This is a genomic window from Isoptericola sp. F-RaC21 (assembly GCF_038593535.1).
In the GTDB taxonomy this organism is placed as follows: domain Bacteria; phylum Actinomycetota; class Actinomycetes; order Actinomycetales; family Cellulomonadaceae; genus Isoptericola.
This window is the reverse complement of sequence record NZ_JBCFYX010000005.1, coordinates 313,334-334,919: the sequence shown is the minus strand read 5'-3', so window position 1 is coordinate 334,919 and position 21,586 is coordinate 313,334. Positions and strand designations below refer to the sequence as shown.

Here is a 21,586-nt window from a genome sequence, read left to right as displayed (position 1 = left end):
CCACCCGTGCACTCCCAGCCCATCGACCGGCGCGCGCTCGTGCGCCGGCACGACGTCGAGCAGACCGCCCTGGACCCGCGCAGCCCCGTATCGGTCGGGAACGGCGAGCTCGCGTTCACCGTCGACCTCACCGGCCTCCAGTCGATGCCCGGCGAGTACCCCGTGCAGCGGCGCGGCCACGAGCCTGACCGGGACGCGCCCGGGACGCTCCTGGGGACGCAGTCGCAGTGGGCCTGGCACTCGATCCCCGGCGACCGCGAGTACGAGCTGGAGGAGACCACCCGGCGGTACGAGGTCGACGGCCGCCTGGTCCCGTACCTGGAGGAGAGCCGCCGGGGCACCCCGGGGTACGACGCCAACCGGTGGTTCCGGGCCAACCCGCACCGCCTGGACCTCGGCCGCATCGGCTTCGTCGCCGTGCAGGACGACGGCTGCGACGGCGACGGCGACGGCGACGGCCTCGTGGCGCTGCGCCCGGGAGACCTCGCGGACACCCGCCAGGTGCTGGACCTCTGGTCGGGGACGGTGGACAGCGCGTTCTCCCACCGCGACGTGCCGGTGCGGGTGCGGACCGCCGTCCACCCGGACCGGGACCGGATCGGCGTCACGGTCCGCTCCGCCCGCGCCGCGGGGCTCGCGATCGCCGTCGACTTCCCGTACGGCTCGTCGGACTGGCACAACGCCGCCGACTGGGGCTCCCCCGACGCCCACTCGACGAGCGTCCGGACCGTGCCGGGCGGCTGGGTCGTGGAGCGCCGTCTCGACGACTCGGCGTACCGCGTGCACGTCGCCGCGACCGGTGCGGAGCTGACGCACGTCGCCCCGCACCGCGTCGTGCTGCGCCCCACGGCCGACGACGTGAGCGTGACCGTCGAGCTCACCACCGACGGGCAGGGCGACATGGTGCTGCTGCCCACGCGGGCCGGGCACGAGGACACCGCGGAGACCGCCGGCGACGCGCAGGAGGTCTTCCGGGCAGCGGCCGCGCACTGGCAGCGCTTCTGGGAGTCCGGCGCGGCCCTCGAGCTCGCGGCGTCCGACGACCCGCGCGCCCGGGAGCTCGAGCGGCGCGTGGTGCTCTCGCAGTACGTCACCGCCGTGAGCTGCGCCGGGTCCCTCCCGCCGCAGGAGACCGGGCTGGTGTGCAGCTCGTGGCGCGGCAAGTTCCACCTGGAGATGCACTGGTGGCACGCCGCGCACTTCCCGATGTGGGGGCGCCCGGAGCTGCTGCGCCCGAGCCTCGGGTGGTACCGGCACGCCCTGCCGCTCGCCCGGGACACCGCGCACGCCCAGGGCTACGCCGGGGCCCGCTGGCCCAAGCAGCTCGGCTCCGTGCTGCGCGAGACGCCCAGCTCGATCGGTGTGCACCTCGTGTGGCAGCAGCCGCACGTCGTCTACCTCTCCGAGCTGCTGTACCGCGTGACGGGCGACGACGCGTTCCTGCGCGAGCAGGCCGACGTCGTCTTCGCGTCGGCGGAGTTCATGGCCTCCTTCGCGCGGAAGGGGCCGGACGGCTTCACGCTCGGACCGCCGCTCGTGCCCGCGCAGGAGAGCTACGCGGGCGAGCGGGCCCGCCTGTCCAACCCGCCGTTCGAGCTCGCGTACTGGCGCTGGGCGCTGCGCACCGCCAACGCGTGGCGCGAGCGGCTCGGCCTGCCCGCCGAGGAGCACTGGGCCGAGGTCGCCGAGGGCATGGTGGCGCCGCACGTGCGCGACGGCGTCTACACCGGCGTCGACGTCGAGCCCTACACGATCCGCACCGACCATCCGTCGATGCTCGGGGCGCTGGGCATCGTGCCGGACGTCGGCCTGATCGACGCCGACGTCATGCGCGCCACGTACCTGGACGTGCTGCGCGACTGGGACTGGACGACCACCTGGGGCTGGGACTACCCCATGATGGCGATGACGGCGACGCGCCTCGGCGAGCCCGGGTGGGCGGTCGACGCCCTCATGAACCCCGCGGGCAAGAACGTGGTGCTGCCGAACGGCCACAACCACCAGACGGAGTCCCTGCCGCTGTACCTGCCGGGCAACGGCGGCCTGCTCGCCGCCGTCGCGCTCATGGCGCGCGCCCGCATGGACGACCCCGCCGGCGGGGCGGGGTTCCCCTCGGACTGGGACGTCCGGGCCGAGGGGTTCCCCGCCACCGTCTGAGCTACCGCGACGCGGGCGGGGTCGTGACGTCGAGCGCGGCCGACGGCTCCGACGTGCCCGCCGCGTTCACGGCCACCACCCGGTAGGTGTACGCCGTGCCGGGCTCGAGGCCCCGGTCGTAGGTGGTGTGCACCTTCGCGACGCCGACCTCCTCGGGCTCGCCGCCGGCCGCGGACCGCAGCACGCGGTACTCCGTCGCGCCCCCGCCCGCCGTCCAGACCAGCCCGGTGTACGTGGCCCCCTGCAGGCCCACGCGCAGGTCGGTGGGCGGCGCGGGCACCGGCAGCGGCACGGTGACGGTCGCGCTCCGCTCCGACTCGCCGAGCTCGTTCACCGCCGCGACGGCGTAGTCGTACGAGGCCACGGAGGCGCTGATCGTGTCGTCGGTGAACCCGGGCTCGGTGGTCGTGCCCACCGGGGCGAACGCGCCCCCGCCGTCCCGCCGGTACACCTGGTACGTCTCGGCGCCGTCCACCGGCTCCCAGTCGAGGGTGAACGCCGCGGCCGTCACGTCCGTGGCGCGCACCTGCCCCGGGGCCACGACCGGGTCCAGCGGGCCCGACGTCGCGGCGGAGACGTCGGCGGACGGCTCCGACTCGCCGCCCGGCGAGACCGTCGTGACGGCGTAGCGGTAGGCCGTCGACGGCTCCGCGGTGTCGTCGGTGTACCCCGGGTCGGCCACGTGGCCGAGCAGCTCGAGGTCGCCGCCGTCGGCCGGCGCGCGATACACGCCGTAGGCCGTGGCGCCCTCGACCGCGGACCACCCCAGGTCGACGGAATAGCTGCGCTGGGCGGTGACGTCGAGGTCTCCCGGCGCGGGCGCCGTCGTCGACCCCGAGGTCACGAGCGCGCTCGCGGCGTCCGACGCCGCGGAGGCGCCGCCCGGCCCGACCGCCGTCACCCGGTACCGGTAGGGGACCCCGGGCTCGACGTCGGCGTCGCGGAAGGTGGTGTCCGCGGTGCTGGCGACGACCCGCATCGCGGGCTCGGACGACGACGCCCGCTCCACGAGGTACGCGGTCGCGCCGTCGGAGCCCGTCCAGCCGACGTCGATCGCCGAGTCCTCCGAGGCCTCCGCGCGGACGTCGGCGGGCGCGGTGGCCACCGGCTCGTCGTCGCCCGCCGACGGGTCAACGGCCACGAAGTAGTTCAGCACCGTGCCGCCCCCGTTGGCCCCGGTCACCACGCGCGACCCGGCGGGGAGGTGCGCCGTGAACACGTCCCACTCGCCGCCGTGGTCGTCGGTGACGGTGTCGCCGGTGGGCTCGTAGACGTCGGTGAGCCACGCGGGGCGCGGCGAGATGCGGGTGTCGTGCGCGACGTACACGTCCGCGTCCACGGGCAGGTAGAAGGAGAGCAGGTCGTCGTTCGTGGCGCCGCGCGACTCGACGGCCGACCGGACCCACTCGAGCCCCTGGAGCCGGTCCGGCACCGCCGTGAACCGGTACGCCTTGCTGCCGGTCGTCCGGTCGCCGGCGACGTAGTCCCCCACCTGCAGGTTCTGCTGGATCGACCACAGCGCGGCGTTGGCGGCGCCGTTGCTGCTCGAGTCCGTGACGACGGCGCTGCGGATCGCGTCGCCGTTCAGGGATGCTGCCGGGGCCGCCTCCGGGGCCTCGGGCGCCGGTGGCTCGAACGCCTCGCCGGACCAGTCCACCGGCGTCATGGGATACCCCTTCGGGAAGCCCGGCGCCGCGAGCTCGTTGAGGTACTCCTCGAGGTTCGTGTACCGGTCGCCGTCGTCGTCGCCGTTGCGGTCCTCGGCATCGGTCGGGTCCAGTCCGCGCGCACGCTCCCAGCCGTCGGCCATGCCGTCGCGGTCGGCGTCGGGCGCCGGCGTGCCCTCGTCGAGCTCGGGGTAGCCGCCGACGTCCGACTCGTCGCCGATGATCGCGCCGGACTGCTCGCGGACGCTGTCCACCACCCGCTCGTCGACGGCGTCGCGCACGACGGACGCGCCGGCGTGGTCGAGCGTCAGGCCGAGCGCGCGGCGGGGGCTCTGGGTGTGCACCGGCGGATACTCGAAGCGCTCGGGCACCCGGACGGCCGGGCGGGCGGCCTCGATCATCCCCGAGCCGGTGTCCTTGCCGTTCAGCACCCCGTCCCGGTCGCTGTCGATCCGGTTGTCGTCGAGGAAGACCTGGTAGTTCTCGTTGCCGCGCACCACCGCGGCGGTGGGGTTCGCGGAGTTCACGCCGGCGACGAAGTAGTTGCCCACCACGTTGCCGTACCCCTTGGTCCCGGACTCCCCGCCGGCCACGTAGGGGAAGTCGCCCCAGTTGTAGACGACGTTGTTCACGAAGTCCATGACGCCCTTGGTCTTCGGGTTCCGGTCGTTGTTGTGGGCGTAGAGGTTGTGGTGCATCGAGATGGTGTTCATCTCGACGAGCCCGCCCATGGAGTGGGTCAGCCGGCCCTCGGACATGATCGACCACTGCACCGTGATGTTCTTGGACTTCGGGTTCTCGTAGTCCTTGCTCTTGATCGAGAGGACCTCGTCCCCCGCCCACGAGAACGACGAGTGGTCGATGACGACGTCCTGGCAGTCCTCGAGGTACATCGCGTCGTCGGTGGACCCGGAGCCCAGCCGGAACCGCATGTTGCGGATGACGACGTCGCTGCTGTCGACGAAGCGCACCGTGTTGCCCTTGATCGTCACGCCGTCGCCGGGCGCCGTCTGGCCGGCGATGGTGATCCCGTGCTTGTCGCGCACGACGATCTGCGGGATCTCGACGTCGCCCGCGATCTCGAACACGACCGTGCGCGGGGTGTCGCCCGCCGTGGTGAGCGCGTCGTGGAACGTGCCCGGGCCCGTCAGCTCCTTGCTGGTGACGTGGTAGACCTCGCCGCCGCGGCCCCCCGTCGCGGCGTAGCCGAAGCCCTCCGCCCCGGGGAACGCCGGGAGGGCGTCGTACCCCGCCGACGCCGGTGCCGCGGGGACCGCGACAGCCGCGAGCGCGGCCGCCGTCCCGGCGGCGATCGCCACTGCGGATCGTGCTGCTGACCGTCGTGCCCTCATCGTCCGTACCTCTCTGTACGTGCGCAACATTGTGGGAATGCGGTTTCCTGAACGTAGCCCCCACGTCCGCGCACGTCAACAGGGACGAACGACGGTGGACAGGCCGACGGCGGGGTCGGAGAGCGTTCAGAGACCGCGCGTCGTCGAGCCGCGCGGCACCAGCTCGCACGGCATCGCGACGACCCCCGGTTCGAGGCCACCGCCCGCGAGCGCACCGTGCAGCAGCCGCGCCGCCTCGCGCCCCATCTCCTCGAGCAGCATGTCGACGCTCGTGATCGCCGGGTCGGAGTTCCAGACCAGCGGGCCGAAGTTCTCGTACCCCACGACGGCCACGTCCTCGGGCACGCGCACCGACTCCCGCCGCAGCCGGTCGATGACGCCGAGCGCGATGGCGTCGGAGTCGCACACGACGGCGTCGACGGCGTCGCGGCCGTGGCTCTCGAGGATCCGGAGCATCGCCGAGCGGCCCCACAGCGCGGTCCGCGGACCGTCGGCGAGCTCCGCGACGAGCTGCACCCCCAGGGTCTCCGCCGCCTCGGCGAGACCGACCTTGCGGTCGGCGGCCACCCGGTACTGCGGCCGCCCGCTGATGTGCGCGACCCGGGTGCGCCCCAGCGCCGCGAGGTGCTCGATCTGGAGGCGGCCGCCCTGCGCGTCGTCGACCACCAGCGAGGTGTCGCGCGGGTCCCGGGACCGGCTGTGCACGTAGACGACCGGCACGGGCAGGTCCTCGCCCACCGGGTCGCGCTCCTCGGTGCGCCCGCCCACCACGATCAGCCCGTCCACCCGGCGGTCGAGCAGCGCGTTGAGCTGGTGGCGCTCGCGCAGCCGGTCGCCGCGGGCGTTGCAGAGGTGCACGAACGAGGACGAGGAGCTCAGCCCGTCCTCGAGCCCGTCGAGGATGGGCAGCGAGAACCGGGACTCCAGGTCGGCGGCGAGCACCCCCACGGAGGTGACGGGCTGCCGGCCCGGCCCGCTGCTGGCGACGAACCCGAGCTCGCGCGCGCTGTCGAGGATGCGCCGTCGGGTGGCGGCGCTGATCCGTCCCCGACCGTTGATGGCCTTCGACGCGGTCGACATCGACACGCCCGCGGCCTCGGCCACGTCAGCCAGCCTCGCACGGTGTCTGCGCACGCCAGCGCTCCCTTTCGTCGACGCGCCACCAGGTGGCGTCCCCGCTGAGGACCCGACCGTACTGCACACGGGAACGGGCAGCCGCCCGATCCGCCCCGGGTTCCCGGCGCCACCCCCGGGAACACCAGAGGGCGCTTGCGCGTTATGTCACAAGATTCACCCGCACCATGAGGAGCACTCTTGCGACGCATCCCCCGTAAGGTCGAGGTCGAGCACGAGCCGGGGAAGTTCACCCGATACCTCCGGCACGACAACGGCGAGGGCTTCGTCTCGCCCCACGCCAGCGTCCACCCCGACGCCACCATCAGGCCCGGCGCGTACGTCGAGGCCGGCGCCCGCGTGGGCGCGCACGCCAAGGTGGGCCGGTTCAGCTGGGTCGACGTCGACGCCGTCGTCGGGCGCGGCGCCCGCGTGGACGAGAACGTGCACGTCGGCGTGCGAGGCGTCGTCGGCGACGACGCCCGCGTCGGCTCCGGCACCCGCCTCGGCACCGACAGCCGCGTGCCCGCCGGCGTCGTCGTGCCGCCCGACGCGATCGTCCCCGACGGCGAGACGGCGCACGGCGACCGCCGCCGGAAGGACTTCGGCACCGCCGCCTGACGCGCCGCGTCAGCACGGGTCCACGCACGGTCGGGCCGGCCATCGTCTGGCGATGGCCGGCCCGACCCGTGTCGTCAGGGCGTCGTCTGCTTGCGTCCGCCCATCCCGGCGACGATGGACACACCGATCGCGGCCAGCACGATCTGGAAGATCAGCTCGAGCCAGTCGAACCCGCCCGTGTCGTTCACGTCGAACAGGCTCGCGATCCACGTGCCCAGCAGGGCCGCGACGATCCCGATGATGATCGTCACGATGATCGAGATGTTCTGCTTCCCGCGGACGACCAGGCGCCCGAGGGCCCCGATGATCGCGCCGATGATGATCGCGGTGATGATGCCGGTGACGGTCACGGTGCTGCTCCCTCCTCGACGACGGCGCAGGTCGCGCCGCATCGAACCTACGACGGGTGCCCGGTGCCCGCCGGTCGAACCGATCGAGCCCGCGCTGGTTGAGCCTGCCGAGCCCTCGCTGGTTGAGCCTGTCGAAACCCGACAGGCTCAACCAGCGAGCGGGGTCACTGCTGGTGGCGCCTCCGGATCCCGACGAGCACGATCCCGCCGGCGACCAGCAGGACGGCGAGGCCGACCCACAGGGCGATGTCGGCACCGGTGGTCGGCAGCCAGCCGCCCCCGTTGTCACCCGTGCCGTTGTCGCCGCCACCGTTGTCGCCGGTGCCACCGCCGCTCGGGGGCGGCGGGACGGCGTCGAACGTGTTCGTCACCGTGACCGACGCCGCGTCCGCAGCGATCGTCACCGCGCCCGGGTCGCCGGACTCCCCTGAGCCTGTCGAAGGGTCGCCCACGGTCGAGACCGTGGACGACGCCGCGCCCCCGTCGTCCGTCTCCGTCACGACGCACTCCGCGCCGATCGGCAGCCCCGCGTAGGTGACGGTGTCGCCCGCCGCGATCTCCCGCGCCGCGCCGCCCGGGACCGTGATGTCCTCGCCCTGGAACGTGCAGGCGAGGGTCACCTCGAACGGCCCGACGTCGTAGGAGTCGCCCTCGAAGTCGACCTTCTTGGTCACCGCGACCGACCCCACGTCGAACGTGTTGGTCACCGTGATCGTCGCCGGGTCGGCGTCCGCGGCCGGCACCACGACCTGGCCCGGGTCGCCGTCCTCGACCGCCGTCGAGACGGTGGACGACGTCGCCCCGCCTGCGTCCGTCTCGGTGACGACGCAGTCCGCTCCCACCGGCAGCCCGTCGTAGACGACCATCCCGTCGGGCGAGAGCTCGCGCGTGGCGCCGCCGGGCACGTCGATCGGCTCGCCCTGGAACGTGCACTCCAGGCTCACCTCGAACGGCCCGGTGCCGAACGCGGCCCCGTCACCGTCCACGGCCTTGTACACCGAGACCTCGCCGACGTCGAACGTGTTGGTCACCGTGATCGTCGCCGGGTCGTCGTCCGCGCCGGGCACCACGACCTGGCCCGGGTCGCCGCCGTCCACGGTCGTGCTGACGGTTGTCGACGCCGCGCCCGCCGCGTCCGTCTCGGTGACGACGCACTCGGCGCCCACGGGCAGCCCGTCGTAGGTGGCCGGCTCGTCCGGGGTCACCGTGCGGGTGGCCCCGCCCGGCACCTCGATCTCCTGCCCCTCGAAGGTGCAGGCCAGCGACACCTCGAACGGTGCCGTGACGAACTCCGCGGCCGGCCCGTCCAGCACCTTCTCGACCTCGATCGACCCGGTGTCGTAGGTGTTGGTCGCCGTCACCGTGAGCGGGTCGGCCGGAAGGTCCGTCTCCTCGATCTCGATCGGGTTCGGCTCGAGCGTCACGGAGGTGGCGCCGCCGTCCTCGGTCTCGGTCACGGTGCACACCGCGCCGTCCGGGAGACCGAAGTACACACCCGGAAGGCCGGGCCCGAACGGGCGTGTCGCACCGCCGGGAATCTGGATCTGCGCACCCTGGAAGGTGCACTCCAGGGACGCCTGGTACGGGACGTTCTCGAGCGGGAACTGCGCGTAGTAGTCCTCCAGCTGCGCGATCAGCTCGTCGAGCTCGTCCTGCGAGACCGGGTCCTCCGGCAGGTCCGGGAGCGGCGGGATCTCGGGCATCGTGGGCGCGAAGTTCGCACCGTCGCCATCCACCACCTTCTGCACCAGGAGCGGGCTGGTGAGGAACGTGTTCGTCACCGTGACGGTCACGGCGGTCGCCGCGCCGTCGTCCGCGGGCGGCACGACGACGTCCGCCGTGTTCCCGTCGACCGGGTCGCCGCCGTCGACGCTCACCGAGGTCTCGGTGGCGCCGAAGTCGTCCGTCTCGGTCACCGTGCACTCCGCGCCGACGGGCAGCCCCTCGTACGTCGCAGGCTGGCCCGGGACGAACGTCCGCACCGCGCCGCCCGGGATGGCGATGGTCACCGGGTCGCCGTCGGCGTCCTCCCCGTAGGTGCACTCGAGCGTGACCTCGAACGGCCCCGGGCCGTAGAGCGCGCCCAGGCCGTCGAGCTCCTTGTCCACCTCGACCGTGCCGACGTCGAACGTGTTGGTGATGACCACCTGGGCGACCTCGTCGGCGTCCACCGTCACGGTGTCCGGCACGACGACGGACCCGGTGGCCCCGCCGTCGTCGGTCTCCGTCACCTGGCAGTCCGCGCCGACGGGAAGGTTCGAGACCTGCGCCTCGAGGGGCCCGGCGCCGCCGAGCACCACCTCGCCGTCGTAGACCGTGCCCGCCTCGCCCGGACCGTCGCCGTCGGCGTCATACGTGCAGACCACCTGCATGTGGAACGGTCCGGTGCCGTAGGCGTCCCCGCCTTCGCCCTCGACCACCTTCTGCAGATTGATCGCACCGACGTCGAACGTGTTGGCGATGCCGATCTGGGTGCCCGCCGTGCCCTCGTCGTCCGGCACGATCGTCACGTCGGCCGACGTGCCGTCCGTCTCCACGGGGTCCTCGCCCGGCTGCGTCACCGTGATCGTGGTGGACGCCGCGTTCGCGGTGTCCGACTCGGTGACGGTGCAGTCGGCGTTGACGGGCAGGCCCGAGAGGGTCACGGGCGTGCCGTCGCCGGCCAGCTCCACGACCATCGGGTCGTCTGCGGAGTAGCCGTCCGCGTACACGTCCTCGCCGAGGAACGTGCACTCCACGGTCGCCTCGAACGGGCCGTACGCGATCGCGTTGCCGTCCTGGTCGACGGCGTCGCTCACGACGTCCTTCGACAGCTCGAGCGAACCGAGCTCGTACCAGTTCACGGCCGTGATACCCACCGTGTCCGGCTCCTCGCCGATGGTCACCGTCCCGACGAACAGCTCCGTCTCGCCGTTCACGCCGTCGTCCTCGGTGATGGTGCACTCGGCACCGTACGGCAGGTCGTCGACGGTCACCGCGCCGCCGTTCGGCACGGTAATAGGTATCGGGTCGAGTTCCCGTTCGACCCATGTCCCCACGGCGGACGTGCACTGCACGTTGAGCTGGAACTCGTCCGGGGCGTACTCCTCGCCAGGGCCCCCGGCGAACTTCACCACGTTGAGCGAGCCGGTCGCCGTCGCGACGCCGACCTTCTGCCCCTCGGTCGGCAGGAGGTTGCGCATGGACCCGTCGGCGCGTTCGTACGCCGCCGCCGCGGCCGCCGAGTTGTACGCGATCGACCGGTCCCCCGCCGCAGGGGCGGTCGGGGGCGTGGTCGTCGTCTTGTCCACCGTGACGAAGTCGCCGGGCATCATCGGGCGGTCGTCCGGGAACGTCGCGACGATCTTGATCGCGCGGATCGCGGCGTACTCGTCGTCCGTGAGGCCCGGAGTCAGCCGGACCCATCCGGTCTCCGGGTCGTCGGTCGGGCAGATCGGCTCGTTCAGCGGGTCCTCGATGTCATCCATGCAGTAGTCGGCCGACGTGGAGTAGTAGAGGCGCCCCTCGACACCCGGCGGCAGGTCCCGGAAGGCCGGGAGCCGCTCGGCCGACAGGTACGGCCGCCACGCCGAGCCGCGCGGGTCCGTGTCGTACGACCCCGTGTCGCCAGGGGCCGGGATCCGGTCGTACGTCACGAGCTTGGTGATCGGGTCGTTGCCCACGTTGTCGATCCGGATGCGCCACGTCTCGTCGTGGCCGGGCGGCACGACAGGTGTACACGGGTATCCGTAGAAGCCGTCCTCGTCGGGGGTGCAGGTCGTGCCCGGGTCGGCGGCCGGGTCGACGAAGACCTCCAGCTCGTCGTTCTCCGTCGCCTTGACCCGCTTCGACTGCGAGAGGGCCGCCGACTCCGAGGGACGGACGTCGGCGGTCGCCTCGCACGCGCCCGACTCCTCGTCCAGCGTCGGCGAGCACTCGTCCCAGGGCCTGTCGCCCGTGACGCCCGCGGTGTTCGACACCACCGTGTCTGGCGGGAGACCCACCCGGAACATCACCATCACGGTGACCGTGTACGTCTGGTTCGGTTCCAGCACCGAGCCCTCGGGGAAGGTGAACCGCAGTCCCTCGAGGTCGCCCGTCTGGTCCACCGTCACGTCGCCCGCGTCGGTCGGCAGGTTCGGCGTGTCGGTGTCCGGGTCGTCGCCGGCCAGCGCGTAGGAGAACGGCTCGTCGACGTCGGCCAGCCGCAGCTGCGCGCCGTCGTCGTCCGTCGGCATGGGGTCGTCGAGGATCACCGGATCGGTGATCGGTCGGTCACCCGCGTTGGTCACCTCGATGTTCATCGGGAACACGGCGTTGGGCGCCTTGATGCCCCCGGACACCTTGCCGTCGAAGTCCTTGGCGATCTCGACGCCGTTGGTCGCGTGCTGGTACAGCATCGACGCGTCGGCCGAGTCGTCGTCGGAGACGGGGACCAGCTCGCCCGTGTCCGGGTCGACGACAAGGTCGGCTCCCGTCGTGGTGCCGGTGACGGTGTTGCTCGCGACGCCCGGGTCGGTCTCCCCCGGTGCCGGGGCGTTCGCCTCGAGGTCCGGCAGCACCGGGCCGCCGGTGCGCAACTCGTCGCGGCGCAGGATCTGGATCGGCACCTCCTGGGTGGGGGTGGCGGGGTTCTCCCAGATCGAGCCGTCCTCGCGGCTGAAAGTGAAGCGGAGGCCCTGCACGTCTCCCGGCTCCACGCCGTCCGGCAGCGTGAAGGTGCTGGACGGCGTGCCGGTCTTCCATTCGCCCCCCGTCACGGTGACACCGTCGTCGTCGCCGGTGAACGTGCCGCCGGTGTAGGCGTCCACCTGAACCAGCTGGATCGGCGCCGTCAGGGCGGCGCCCTCGAAGCCGACGAAGTCGTACTGGTTCCAGAACTGCGGCTCGTCGTCGGTGAGCACCATCTCGACGCTGCGCGACGGCCCCTGCGGCGTGCCGCTGATCGTCATGGTGACGGGCGTGTCGTCGGCGTCCGCGCCGTGGTTCGGCTCGACGACCGTGTCCGGGCTGAACGACTTCGTCACGTCGAGAGAGATGTCCGCCGTCTGCAGCTGCATGTCCGCGTCGTCGTTGGCGAGTCGCGTGTCGCCTTCGACGCCGCCGGGGTCGGCGATGGTGGCCGCGGCGCCGTTCGGCACCGGGTTCTCGTCGACGACGATCTCGCCGTCGCCGCCGTCGATCGGTTCTCCGGTGTACCGGTCCGCCGCCCGGAGCTGGAGCGTGAGCTCCATCGACCCGGACGCGCCCGCCTCCACGAGGCCGTCGTAGGACGTCTCGATCCCGACCACCGTGGCCAGGTCGGCAGCCGTCAGCGCCTCGGCCTGCTCCTCGGTGAACGTCGCCGTGTCGCCGCCCTCGTAGGTGAGGGTCACCGTGGTCGACGTCGCGCCCGCGGGCGGCGTGAGGGCGATCTCCGTGAGCGTGAACGTGTCGAACGGGTGGGTGCCCTCGGCGGTCTGCACGTCGCCGGAGCCCTGGTCCGCGGGGTCGACGAGGCGCAGCTGATCCACCTTGGCGGCCGACTCGTTGGTCCCCGTGACGGTCACGGTGGTGGACGGGTAGAACTGCGGTTCCGTCCCGTCCGGCGGCACGGAGATCGCCCCGCCGCTCCACTCCTTCGTGACGCCGACGTTCAGCGGCTGGTCGATGATCAGCACGTCGTCGAAGTCGGAGTCGGTGAACTCTCCGCCGTCGTACGTCGCCGTCCCCTCGGCCGTGTTGCGCACCATGCCCGGGTCGTCCGGCAGGTTGTAGATGGTGCCCTTCGTCGACCCCAGCGCGGGCGAGCCGTCGCTGCGCTTGTAGTCGCGCACCTGGAACGTCAGGTCGAGGTGGCGCCCGTCGTCCTGCGTCGAGCGCGCGACCCCGTCACCGGCGGCCGGCGCGGTCGGGTCGGAGGGCGTGGCAGTGCGGTTCGGGTTCTCGGTGTACGTCAGCCGCACCGACGTTGCCGACTCCTGCTCGTCCTCCGTCAGTGTGTAGCCGGGGAACGACCCCGCGCAGGGGGCGGCCTCGGTGCAGGGGGTGTTCGTCGCGTCGACCCACGCGCCATCGATGAACAGCTCGACACCGGTCACGGCGTCGTACTGGATGAGCGGGTCCACCGAGCTGTCGATCGCCTCGACGCGGATCAGGTCGAACGCGTCGTAGAACGAGTCCGCGATGTCCGTCGTCTCCGGGTTCTGGATGTCGGAGATGACCATGGGGTTCACGCCCGAGAACCCGCCTGTGGACCACGTGATCTGGCCGGTCACCTGGCCGTCGGACCGCGCCAGCACGCTGGGCGGGTCGCCCTCGAGGAAGGTCTTGTCGATGAAGTCGCCCGGCCCGTCGCCGTCCACGGGGTAGGGGTCGACGGTGTCGCAGCCCTCGGCGGGCTCTGTCGGATCGACCGTGCCGGACGACGCGCTGGAGGCGCCGCAATTCGTCAGCTCGGCGTCCCAGTCCTCCGGCCCGGTGAAGTCCGCGGTGAAGTTCGGCTGGAACTGCGTGCCGGGCGGGAACCCGTCGCCGGTCGAGTCGTAGACGAACTGCACGCCCTCGGCGCCCGCCGGAAGGTCGCAGCTCACCGTCGCAGGCCCGGTGTACGGGCCGCAACCGGGCGCCGGCTCCCATGAGTTGCCGTCCCAGTAGTTCACCGTCAGGGTCGAGTTCGCCGGGACGTCGGTGGAGCGCACGCCGGTCGCGGCGAAGTGGTCCCAGAAGTCGTCGGCGGCGTTCGGGTCCGTCGGGTCGGAGATGACCACCTGGTCCGCGTTGGTCGTGGAACCGTCCTGGCCGAAGCCTGCGAGCTGGCTCGGGAGCTGCACGATCACGCCCTGTCCCGGCACCGCGGGGATCGTGGACGGCGAGATGTTCTTCGTCGTCGCCGTCGCGAGCCGGTCGTTCAGGGTGACGAGCTGGTCGTTCGCCGTCGCGGCGTCGGCGTTGGGCACGTCCGCCTCGACGGTGTTGTCGTGCGTGACGTCGTCCTCGGTCTGGTCCGGGTCGGTGTCGGCCGTGAACGGGATCGACGCCTCGGCACCGGTGGGCAGGTTACCGGTGAACGTCACGGTGAAGCCCTCGACCACGCAGTCCGCCGGTGGGTTGGGCAGGGTGTTCGGCGTCGTGGCCTCGAGCGTCGGAGTGGAGCCGTCAGCGCACGTGAACGTCACGCTCGCCCCGCTCGCGCCGTTGGGCCACTGCACTCCCGTGCCGTCGCTGTCCGGCCCGAACCCGGTGAACGTGATGGCGTCGGGGCCGGTGAACGGGCTGTCGGTGCCCGGAGCCGGCTCGACGATCGTCATCGAGTCCACCGCCGTCCCCGTGTTGGTGCCACCCAGCGTGACGGTCGTCGGGTCGCCCGCGCTGACCGTGTCGGGGTCGAAGCTCTTGGACGCCGTGACGCTGTTGTTCGGCGGGGTGATGACGTAGGTGTCGCTGTCGGTCGTCGGTGCGGACTCCTCGTCCCCGTGGGTCACGTGCGATGCGACCTCGTTGGTGACGGTGGCGGTGTCGTCGAGGCCCTCGACGGCCTCCGTCTGCTCCACCGAGAACGGGATGTCCGCGGACGCGCCCTGCTCGATGTCGCCGGTAAAGGTGACCGTGAACCCCTCCACCACGCAGTCCTCGGGCGGGTTGGGCAACGTGTCGGGCGTCGTGGACGACGCCGTGGGCGTCGAGCCGTCGGCGCAGGTGAAGGCCACGTCCGCGCCGGTGGCCCCCGCCGGCCAGCTCACGCCGCTGCCGTCGCCGTCGGGGCCGAACCCGGTGAAGCCGAGGTACGTGAACGGGTTGGGATCCGCGGCCGGGTCGGACGGCTCGGTGAGGACGAGGGAGTCGACCGTGTCGTTCGAGGTGTTCGTGCCGCCGATCGTCACCGTCGCCGCGGTGCCGGGCGCGGCGAGCGCGCCCTCCGGGTCGATGGTCTTCGTGGTCTCCGAGTCGAGGGCGAGCTCGACCTCGGGGGTGATCGACGCGTCGGCGGTGTCTTCGGCCGCGTTGTCCGCCACGACCTCCGCGGTGTTGACGATCGGCACGCCGTCGGCGCTGAACGGCAGGTCGGGGTCGATCTGCACCGTGATCTCGATCGTGGCCTGCTGGCCGTTGGTGAACGACGGCCACCTCGCGGAGACGACGTCCCCGTCCGTGTCCTCCGTGAGCTCTCCGTTCGTCCCCGACGGCTGGCTGACGATCTCCGCGTCGATCAGCTCGAGCCCGTCCGGCAGCTCGTCGGTGAACACCGTGCCTTGGCAGGGGGTCGACGCGTCCGAGCAGGAGATCTGCACCTCGTAGGTCACCCGCTGGCCGGGCGTGTACGGCCCTGGGGTCTCGACCGTCTTGGTGATGCCCCACGTCGCCGCGGACGCCGACGTCGCCGGGATGATGACCCCCACGAACGCGAGCGCGAGCGCGCCCAGCACGGAGGCGCCGCGGCGCACGCGCCGTCGTGCCCGCAGCCGCGCCCGCTGACGCTGCCGTTCCCCCGCAGTCTTCCGACCGTCCACCATCAGTGCCCCTCCACACATCGGTGCAATCCGCCCGCGCGCGACGCTGTGCGCGAGCACCGTCTCCGAACGTGCCAGACATCGGGGGACTTGGCTCGGCGAACGACGGTTCCTCCCGAACATGTGGAACGCCCGGATCGTCCCCATGCGTCGGAACGGTCGCGAGCGGCGCGCGGGACGACGACAGTCGAGGTGAGGGCGTCAGTCACGACGAAGGAGCCGGCGATGGACCACCCGAGGGCGGGACGAAGGATCGCGCTGCTGGGCGCGACGGCGCTGCTGCTGGCGGGCTGCGGCGAGGAGAGCACGGACGCCATGGGCGACGACACCGCGCAGGTGTGCGCGGACGCCGCCGCCTACACGGACGCCCTGCGCGGCCTCGCGGACACGCTGGGACCCGACGCCACCGTCGCGGAGGTGCAGGACGCCCGCGACCAGGCCACCGCCGCGCAGCGCACCCTGCGCGAGAGCATCGCCAACGTGAGTGACGACCGCACCGACGACGTCGAGCGCGACTGGGACGCCCTGGTGACGGCGTTCGGCCAGGTCGACGACGACGCCACGCTCCAGGAGGCCGCGACCTCTCTCCACGACGAGGCCGAGGCCGTGGCCGCCGACGTCCGGAGCATCGTGCACGACCTCGACTGCGGCTGACCGCCTACCCCTCGCGCCCCGGCCGGAACCGGTAGAGCAGGCCGCCGGCCAGCGTGAGCAGCGCGCCGAGCGCGAGCAGCGTGCCCACCCATCCCGCGCCGGTCTGCGGCAGGTACCCGGGCGGGGTCGACCCGCCCGCGTCCGGGCCGGGGCCCGGGGGCTGCGGCGACGGCGTCGGGCTCGGAGTCGGGCTCGGTCCGGGCGGCGTCACCGTCGTCGTGGTGGTGCACTCGCCGTCGCCGGCGCAGGTCCCTCCCGAGCCGTCGGGCGTCACGACGTTGGTCAGGACGCCGTCGCCCTCGTCGGGGTCGTCGATCCGCAGCGCGTACGTCACCGTCACGGTGCCGTCGACGTCGAGCGGGCCGCGCCACTGCAGGATCGGCGCGGTGAACCCGAGCTCACCGGCGCTGGCGGTCGGCTCGCCCTCGGGCGTCGCGTCGTCGAGCACCTCCGACAGGTCGTCGGTGAAGCCCGCGGGCTCGTCGTCCGTGTACGGGGCGGCGCCGGTGGACGTCACCGTGACGGTGTACGTCACGACGTCGCCCGGGTCGGCCTCGGTGACGTCCACGGTCTTCGACACCTCGAACGCCCGCACCGGCGTGATCACCTGGCAGCCGTCCGGCATCTCGGGGATCGCCGTCGAGACCCCAGACGCGGCCATCCCGCCGCCGGTCGGCATGACGACCGGGCAGTTCGACTCCTGCGGCCCGAGCACCGCGTTGGCCAGCGTGCCGTCGCCCGACAGGGGGTCGTTCACCGTGACGGAGTAGGTGACGGTGGCCGTCTCCCCCACCGGCAGCGGTCCGCTCCACGACAGCTCCGGCTCGGCGTACGACACCGCGCCCGTGTCCGCCGCCGCGTCGTCGTTGTACGCCGCGTCGTCCAGCACGTTCGTCAGGTCGTCGGTGAACGACGCCGGGTCCTCGGCCGTGTAGTCGGCGCTGCCGGTGTTCGTCACCTCGACCGTGTACGTCACGGTGTCGCCCACGTCCACCGGCCCCTCCGGGTCGGCGGTCTTGAGGATCTCCAGGTCCTTGACCGGGTCCGGCTCCACGCAGTCCGGGTCCTGCGAGTCCGGGTCGGTGCAGTTCGACTCCTCCGGGCCGACGACGACGTTGAACAGCTCGCCGTCCCCGGTGGCCGGGTCGTTCACCGTCACCGAGTAGGTGATCGTCGCCGTCTCGCCCGGCTCCAGCGCACCCGACCAGGACAGCGTCGGCTCGGCGAAGGACACGTCCCCGGAGGAGGCCGTCGCGTCGTCGTTCCACGCCGCGTCGTCCAGCACCTCGGTGAGGTCGTCGTCGAACGTCGCCGGGTCGTCCTCGGTGTACGCCACCTGGCCCGTGTTCGTCGCCGTGATCGTGTACGTCACCGTGTCGCCGGGCCGCGCCCCGGCCGCGCCGTCCGACGTCTTCTCCAGGTGCAGGGCCCTGACCGGCACCTCGGTGGAGCAGTCGGGGTCGTCCGAGCCCGGCGGGCACGTCGACTCCTCCGGCCCGACGACGGCGTTGGTCAGCGTGCCGTCCCCGCTCACCGGGTCGTTCACCGTCACCGAGTACGTGATCGTCGCCGTGTCGCCGGCCGCGAGCGCGCCGCTCCACGACAGCTCCGGCTCGGCGTACGAGACCGCGCCCGCGGACGGCGACGCGTCGTCGTTGTACGTCGCGTCGTCCAGCACCTCGCTGAGGTCGTCCGTGAACGTCGCCGGGTCGTCGGTCGTGTAGTCCGCGCCGCCCGTGTTCTCCACCGTCACCGTGTAGGTCACCGTGTCGCCCGGGAGCACCTCGCCCGACGGGTCCGCCGTCTTGGCGATCTCCAGCGCGCGCACCGGCGTGACGGTGCCGCAACCGTCCTCGGTGCCCTCGTCACAGTTCGACTCGTCCGGGCCGACGACGGCGTTGGTCAGCGTGCCGTCGCCGGACACCGGGTCGTTGACCGTCACCGAGTAGGTGATGGTCGCGGTCTGTCCGGCCGCGAGCGGCCCCTGCCACGACAGGGTCGGCTCCTCGTATGACACCTCTCCGACGTCGGCCGCCTCGTCGCCGTTGTACACCGCGTCGTCCAGCACCTCGGTGAGGTCGTCGTCGAACGTCGCCAGATCCTCAGCCGTGTAGTCCGCGCCACCGGTGTTCTCCACCGTCACGGTGTAGGCGACGGTGTCGCCGGGAGCGACGTTGCCGTCGGGCTCCGCCGTCTTGGTGATCTGCAGCGCGCGGACGGGCGTGACGGTGCCGCAGTCTGGGTTCGCCGGGTCGGCGCCCTCGTCGCAGTTCGACTCGTCCGGCCCGACGACGGCGTTCGTCAGCGTCCCGTCACCGGTGAGCGGGTCGTTCACCGTCACCGAGTACGTGATGGTCGCCGTCTCGCCGGGCTCCAGCGCGCCGGACCACGACAGCTCCGGCTCGGCGTACGAGACCGTGCCGGACGACGCCGTCGCGTCGTCGTTCCAGGTCGCGTCGTCCACGACCTCGCTGAGGTCGTCGGTGAAGGTCGCCGGATCGGTGGCCGTGTAGGTCGCGCCGCCGGTGTTGGTCACCTCGACCGTGTAGGTCACGGTGTCGCCCGGCAGCACCGGGCCGTCCGCGTCGGACGTCTTGGCGATCTGCAGCGCCTTGACCGGGTCGGGCTCCACGCAGTCCGGGTCGGTGGACTCCGGGTCGGTGCAGTTCGACTCGTCCGGCCCGACGACGACGTTGAACAGCTCGCCGTCGCCGGAGACCGGGTCGTTCACCGTCACCGAGTACGTGATCGTGGCGGTCTCGCCCGGCTCCAGCGGGCCCGACCAGGACAGCGTCGGCTCCTCGTACGACGTCGTGCCGATGTCCGCGCTCGCGTCGTCGTGGTAAGTGGCGTCGTCCAGCACCTCCGTGAGGTCGTCGTCGAACGTCGCCGGGTCGTCGGCCGTGTACGGCACCGACCCCGTGTTCTCCACCGTGATCGTGTAGGTCACCGTGTCGCCCGGCTGGGCGCCCGCCGCGCCGTCCGACGTCTTCTCGAGGTGCAGCGCGCGCACCGGCACGTCGGTCGAGCAGTCGGGGTCGTCGGACCCCTCGGCGCAGTTCGACTCCGGCGGCCCGACGACGGCGTTGGTCAACGTGCCGTCAGCGTCCGTGGCCGCCGGGTCGAGCACCGTCACCGAGTAGGTGATGGTCGCCGTCTCGCCCGCCGCGAGCGCGCCGGACCATGACAGCTGCGGCTCGGCGTACGTCACCTCGCCGGCGTTGGCCGCGGCGTCGGCGTTGTACGTCGCGTCGTCCAGCACGCCCGAGAGGTCGTCGGTGAATGTCGCCGGGTCGTCGGCCGTGTAGTCCCCGCCGCCCGGGTTGGTGACGGTCACGGTGTACGTCACCGTGTCGCCCGGGCTCACCTCGCCCGACGGGTCCGCGGTCTTCTCGATGACGAGGTCGCGGATCGGGACGACGGCGGTGCAGTCCGCGTCGTCCGACCCGTCGGCGCAGTTGGACTCCTCGGGCCCGACGACGGTGTTGGTCATGGTCCCGTCGCCGGAGACGGGGTCGTTCGCCGTCACCGTGTACGTGATCGTCGCCGTGTCGCCGACCGCGAGCGGCCCCTCCCACGACAGCACAGGTTCGTCGTAGGTCACCTCGCCGACGTCGGCCGCCGCGTCCTCGTTGTACGTCGCGTCGTCGATCACGTCGGACAGGTCGTCCGTGAACGTCGCCGGCTCCTCGGCCGTGTAGTCCACCTCGCCGGTGTTCTCCACCGTCACCGTGTACGTGACGTCCGTCCCGGGCGCGACCGGGCCGGCCGGGTCCGCCGTCTTGGTGAGGGTCAGTCCGGGGTTCGGGACGTCCACCTCGACCGTGTAGTCCTCGACCTCGCCGTCCGCCGCGAGGCCGGTCGGGCTCCCGGCCTCCGTCTGGGACGAGGCCGTGCGCAGCCGCAGGAAGGTCGCGTCGTCGCCGAGGGAGTCGACGGCGTCGTCCGGCACGGTCCACGTCAGCGTGGCCGTCCCGTCCGCGCAGGGCACGACGTCGGACCGCTCGCCGTCGTCGAACGTGCCGTTCGCGTTCCAGTCGATCCAGCCGGACACGAACCCGCCGCCGGAGCAGCGCACGTCCTGCGTGTGCGTCTCCCCCCAGGTGGTGTCGATGGTGCCGGGCGGGTCGATGCCGTCCTCGTCGGCCTCGCTCGTCTCGTCGTCGGCGAGCGCGTCGTCGCTGGGCTGGTAGTCGCCCTCGGAGTCGATGAGGTCGCCCAGGCGCAGGACGGGCTCCTGGGGCGTGCCCAGCGTGAAGGAGTCGTCCGAGACGTTGGTCTGCGATCCCTGCGTGTTGGGGGTGATCTCCCCGCCCTGCCACGACGGCTGGTTCAGCGCGCCCGCGGAGCCGTAGCTCTCGGGCGCGTCGCCGAAGTCGGTCTGCAGCATCACGCCGACGGCGACGGCGCTCGTGCCGCCGCCCTTGAGCTCCACACGCGCGCCGGTGGCGCCCTCCATGAAGCCGACGGCCATCGGCCCCTCGCCCAGCTCGTCGACCGGCTGCACGTCGGAGCACTGGTCGGCGTCCGGGCCGAGCTGGAGGCGGTCGTTCTCGAGCCAGGCCAGGACGGACGTGTCGCACGTGCGGTACCGGTCGATGACGCGCCAGGTCACGTCCTCGTCGGTCGTGGCGGCGACGAACTCGCCCTGCCGGAGGTTCGAGCTCTCCGCGTCGGCGAAGACCAGTCCGCCGACCGGCACCGGCTCCCCGTCCAGGGTGACGTCGCAGTCGAAGTCGAAGGCGACGGTCGCGGCGTTGTTGGTGTTCGCGATGCCGTTGACCAGGGTGTTCGCGTTGTCCGGCCCGCCCACGTTGTACAGGTCGTCGAGGCCGTCGCCGCGCCACGTGCCCGGGCGGTACGTCTGGATCTCGCCGTCGAGGTCCGAGAGCGTGCAGGTCGTGACCAGCTCCTGGTCGCCGATGGTGCGGGTCGTCGTGTCGGTCTCTCCCTCGACGATCTGCCTGCCAGCCGTGTCGAAGTCGAACCAGTCGATCGCGCCCTTGTAGAGGCCGTCGCCGCCGGTGGCGAACGTCGCCGCGGCGGGTGGCGCCGTCGCCACCTCCGCGACCGTCGCCGTCACCACGACGGACGGCGCGGCCACCAGGGCCAGCGCGACCCCCGCCGCCGTCCGGCGCCGCGGCGCACCTCGCTCCCGCATCGGTCTCCCCCTCCGTGCCGGGACATCTCGGTCCGCTCGCCAA

Annotated in this window: 8 protein-coding genes; 3 read left to right on the top strand and 5 right to left on the bottom strand. The window is 72.4% G+C overall.

The window, feature by feature from the left end:
- Positions 1 to 6: 6 nt before the first annotated feature.
- The gene (locus tag AAG589_RS19705; protein WP_430568990.1) at positions 7 to 2,157 is read left to right on the top strand and encodes a hypothetical protein; all 2,151 of its coding nucleotides are present in this window, start codon (positions 7 to 9) and stop codon (positions 2,155 to 2,157) included.
- Position 2,158: 1 nt separating this feature from the next.
- Here the strand turns inward: AAG589_RS19705 and AAG589_RS19700 are convergent, their stop codons facing one another.
- Entirely contained in the window at positions 2,159 to 5,143 is a 2,985-nt protein-coding gene (locus tag AAG589_RS19700) for a fibronectin type III domain-containing protein (RefSeq protein ID WP_430568989.1), read from the bottom strand.
- Between the two features lie 159 nt (positions 5,144 to 5,302).
- The gene (locus AAG589_RS19695) at positions 5,303 to 6,280 is read right to left on the bottom strand and encodes a LacI family DNA-binding transcriptional regulator (protein WP_430568988.1); all 978 of its coding nucleotides are present in this window, start codon (positions 6,278 to 6,280) and stop codon (positions 5,303 to 5,305) included.
- Between the two features lie 210 nt (positions 6,281 to 6,490).
- On the opposite strand from AAG589_RS19695, the gene AAG589_RS19690 reads away from it, so the two are divergent.
- The gene (locus AAG589_RS19690; protein WP_430568987.1) at positions 6,491 to 6,910 is read left to right on the top strand and encodes a transferase; all 420 of its coding nucleotides are present in this window, start codon (positions 6,491 to 6,493) and stop codon (positions 6,908 to 6,910) included.
- A gap of 74 nt (positions 6,911 to 6,984) precedes the next feature.
- Here AAG589_RS19690 and AAG589_RS19685 read toward each other — a convergent pair whose 3' ends face one another.
- Together AAG589_RS19685 and AAG589_RS19680 are read right to left on the bottom strand one after the other, a co-directional pair.
- On the bottom strand, positions 6,985 to 7,260 hold the full coding sequence (locus tag AAG589_RS19685) for a GlsB/YeaQ/YmgE family stress response membrane protein (RefSeq protein WP_430568986.1): 276 nt from the start codon (positions 7,258 to 7,260) through the stop codon (positions 6,985 to 6,987).
- 164 nt (positions 7,261 to 7,424) lie between these two features.
- Positions 7,425 to 15,731: a DUF5979 domain-containing protein gene (locus AAG589_RS19680; RefSeq protein WP_430568985.1), complete on the bottom strand. Its 8,307-nt coding sequence runs from the start codon at positions 15,729 to 15,731 to the stop codon at positions 7,425 to 7,427.
- Between the two features lie 222 nt (positions 15,732 to 15,953).
- Here AAG589_RS19680 and AAG589_RS19675 point away from each other — a divergent pair, with 222 nt between their 5' ends.
- Complete coding sequence (locus tag AAG589_RS19675) at positions 15,954 to 16,382, top strand: hypothetical protein (RefSeq protein WP_430568984.1); 429 nt, start codon at positions 15,954 to 15,956, stop codon at positions 16,380 to 16,382.
- A gap of 4 nt (positions 16,383 to 16,386) precedes the next feature.
- Here the strand turns inward: AAG589_RS19675 and AAG589_RS19670 are convergent, their stop codons facing one another.
- Positions 16,387 to 21,543, bottom strand: coding sequence for a CshA/CshB family fibrillar adhesin-related protein (locus AAG589_RS19670; protein ID WP_430568983.1), 5,157 nt, complete (start codon positions 21,541 to 21,543; stop codon positions 16,387 to 16,389).
- Positions 21,544 to 21,586: the final 43 nt, after the last annotated feature.

Excerpts from the sequence above, each read along its gene's own strand:
- AAG589_RS19680 (WP_430568985.1), bottom strand. The coding sequence starts at position 15,731 with ATGGTGGACGGTCGGAAGACTGCGGGGGAACGGCAGCGTCAGCGGGCG.
- AAG589_RS19675 (WP_430568984.1), top strand. The coding sequence starts at position 15,954 with ATGGACCACCCGAGGGCGGGACGAAGGATCGCGCTGCTGGGCGCGACG.
- AAG589_RS19670 (WP_430568983.1), bottom strand. The coding sequence starts at position 21,543 with ATGCGGGAGCGAGGTGCGCCGCGGCGCCGGACGGCGGCGGGGGTCGCG.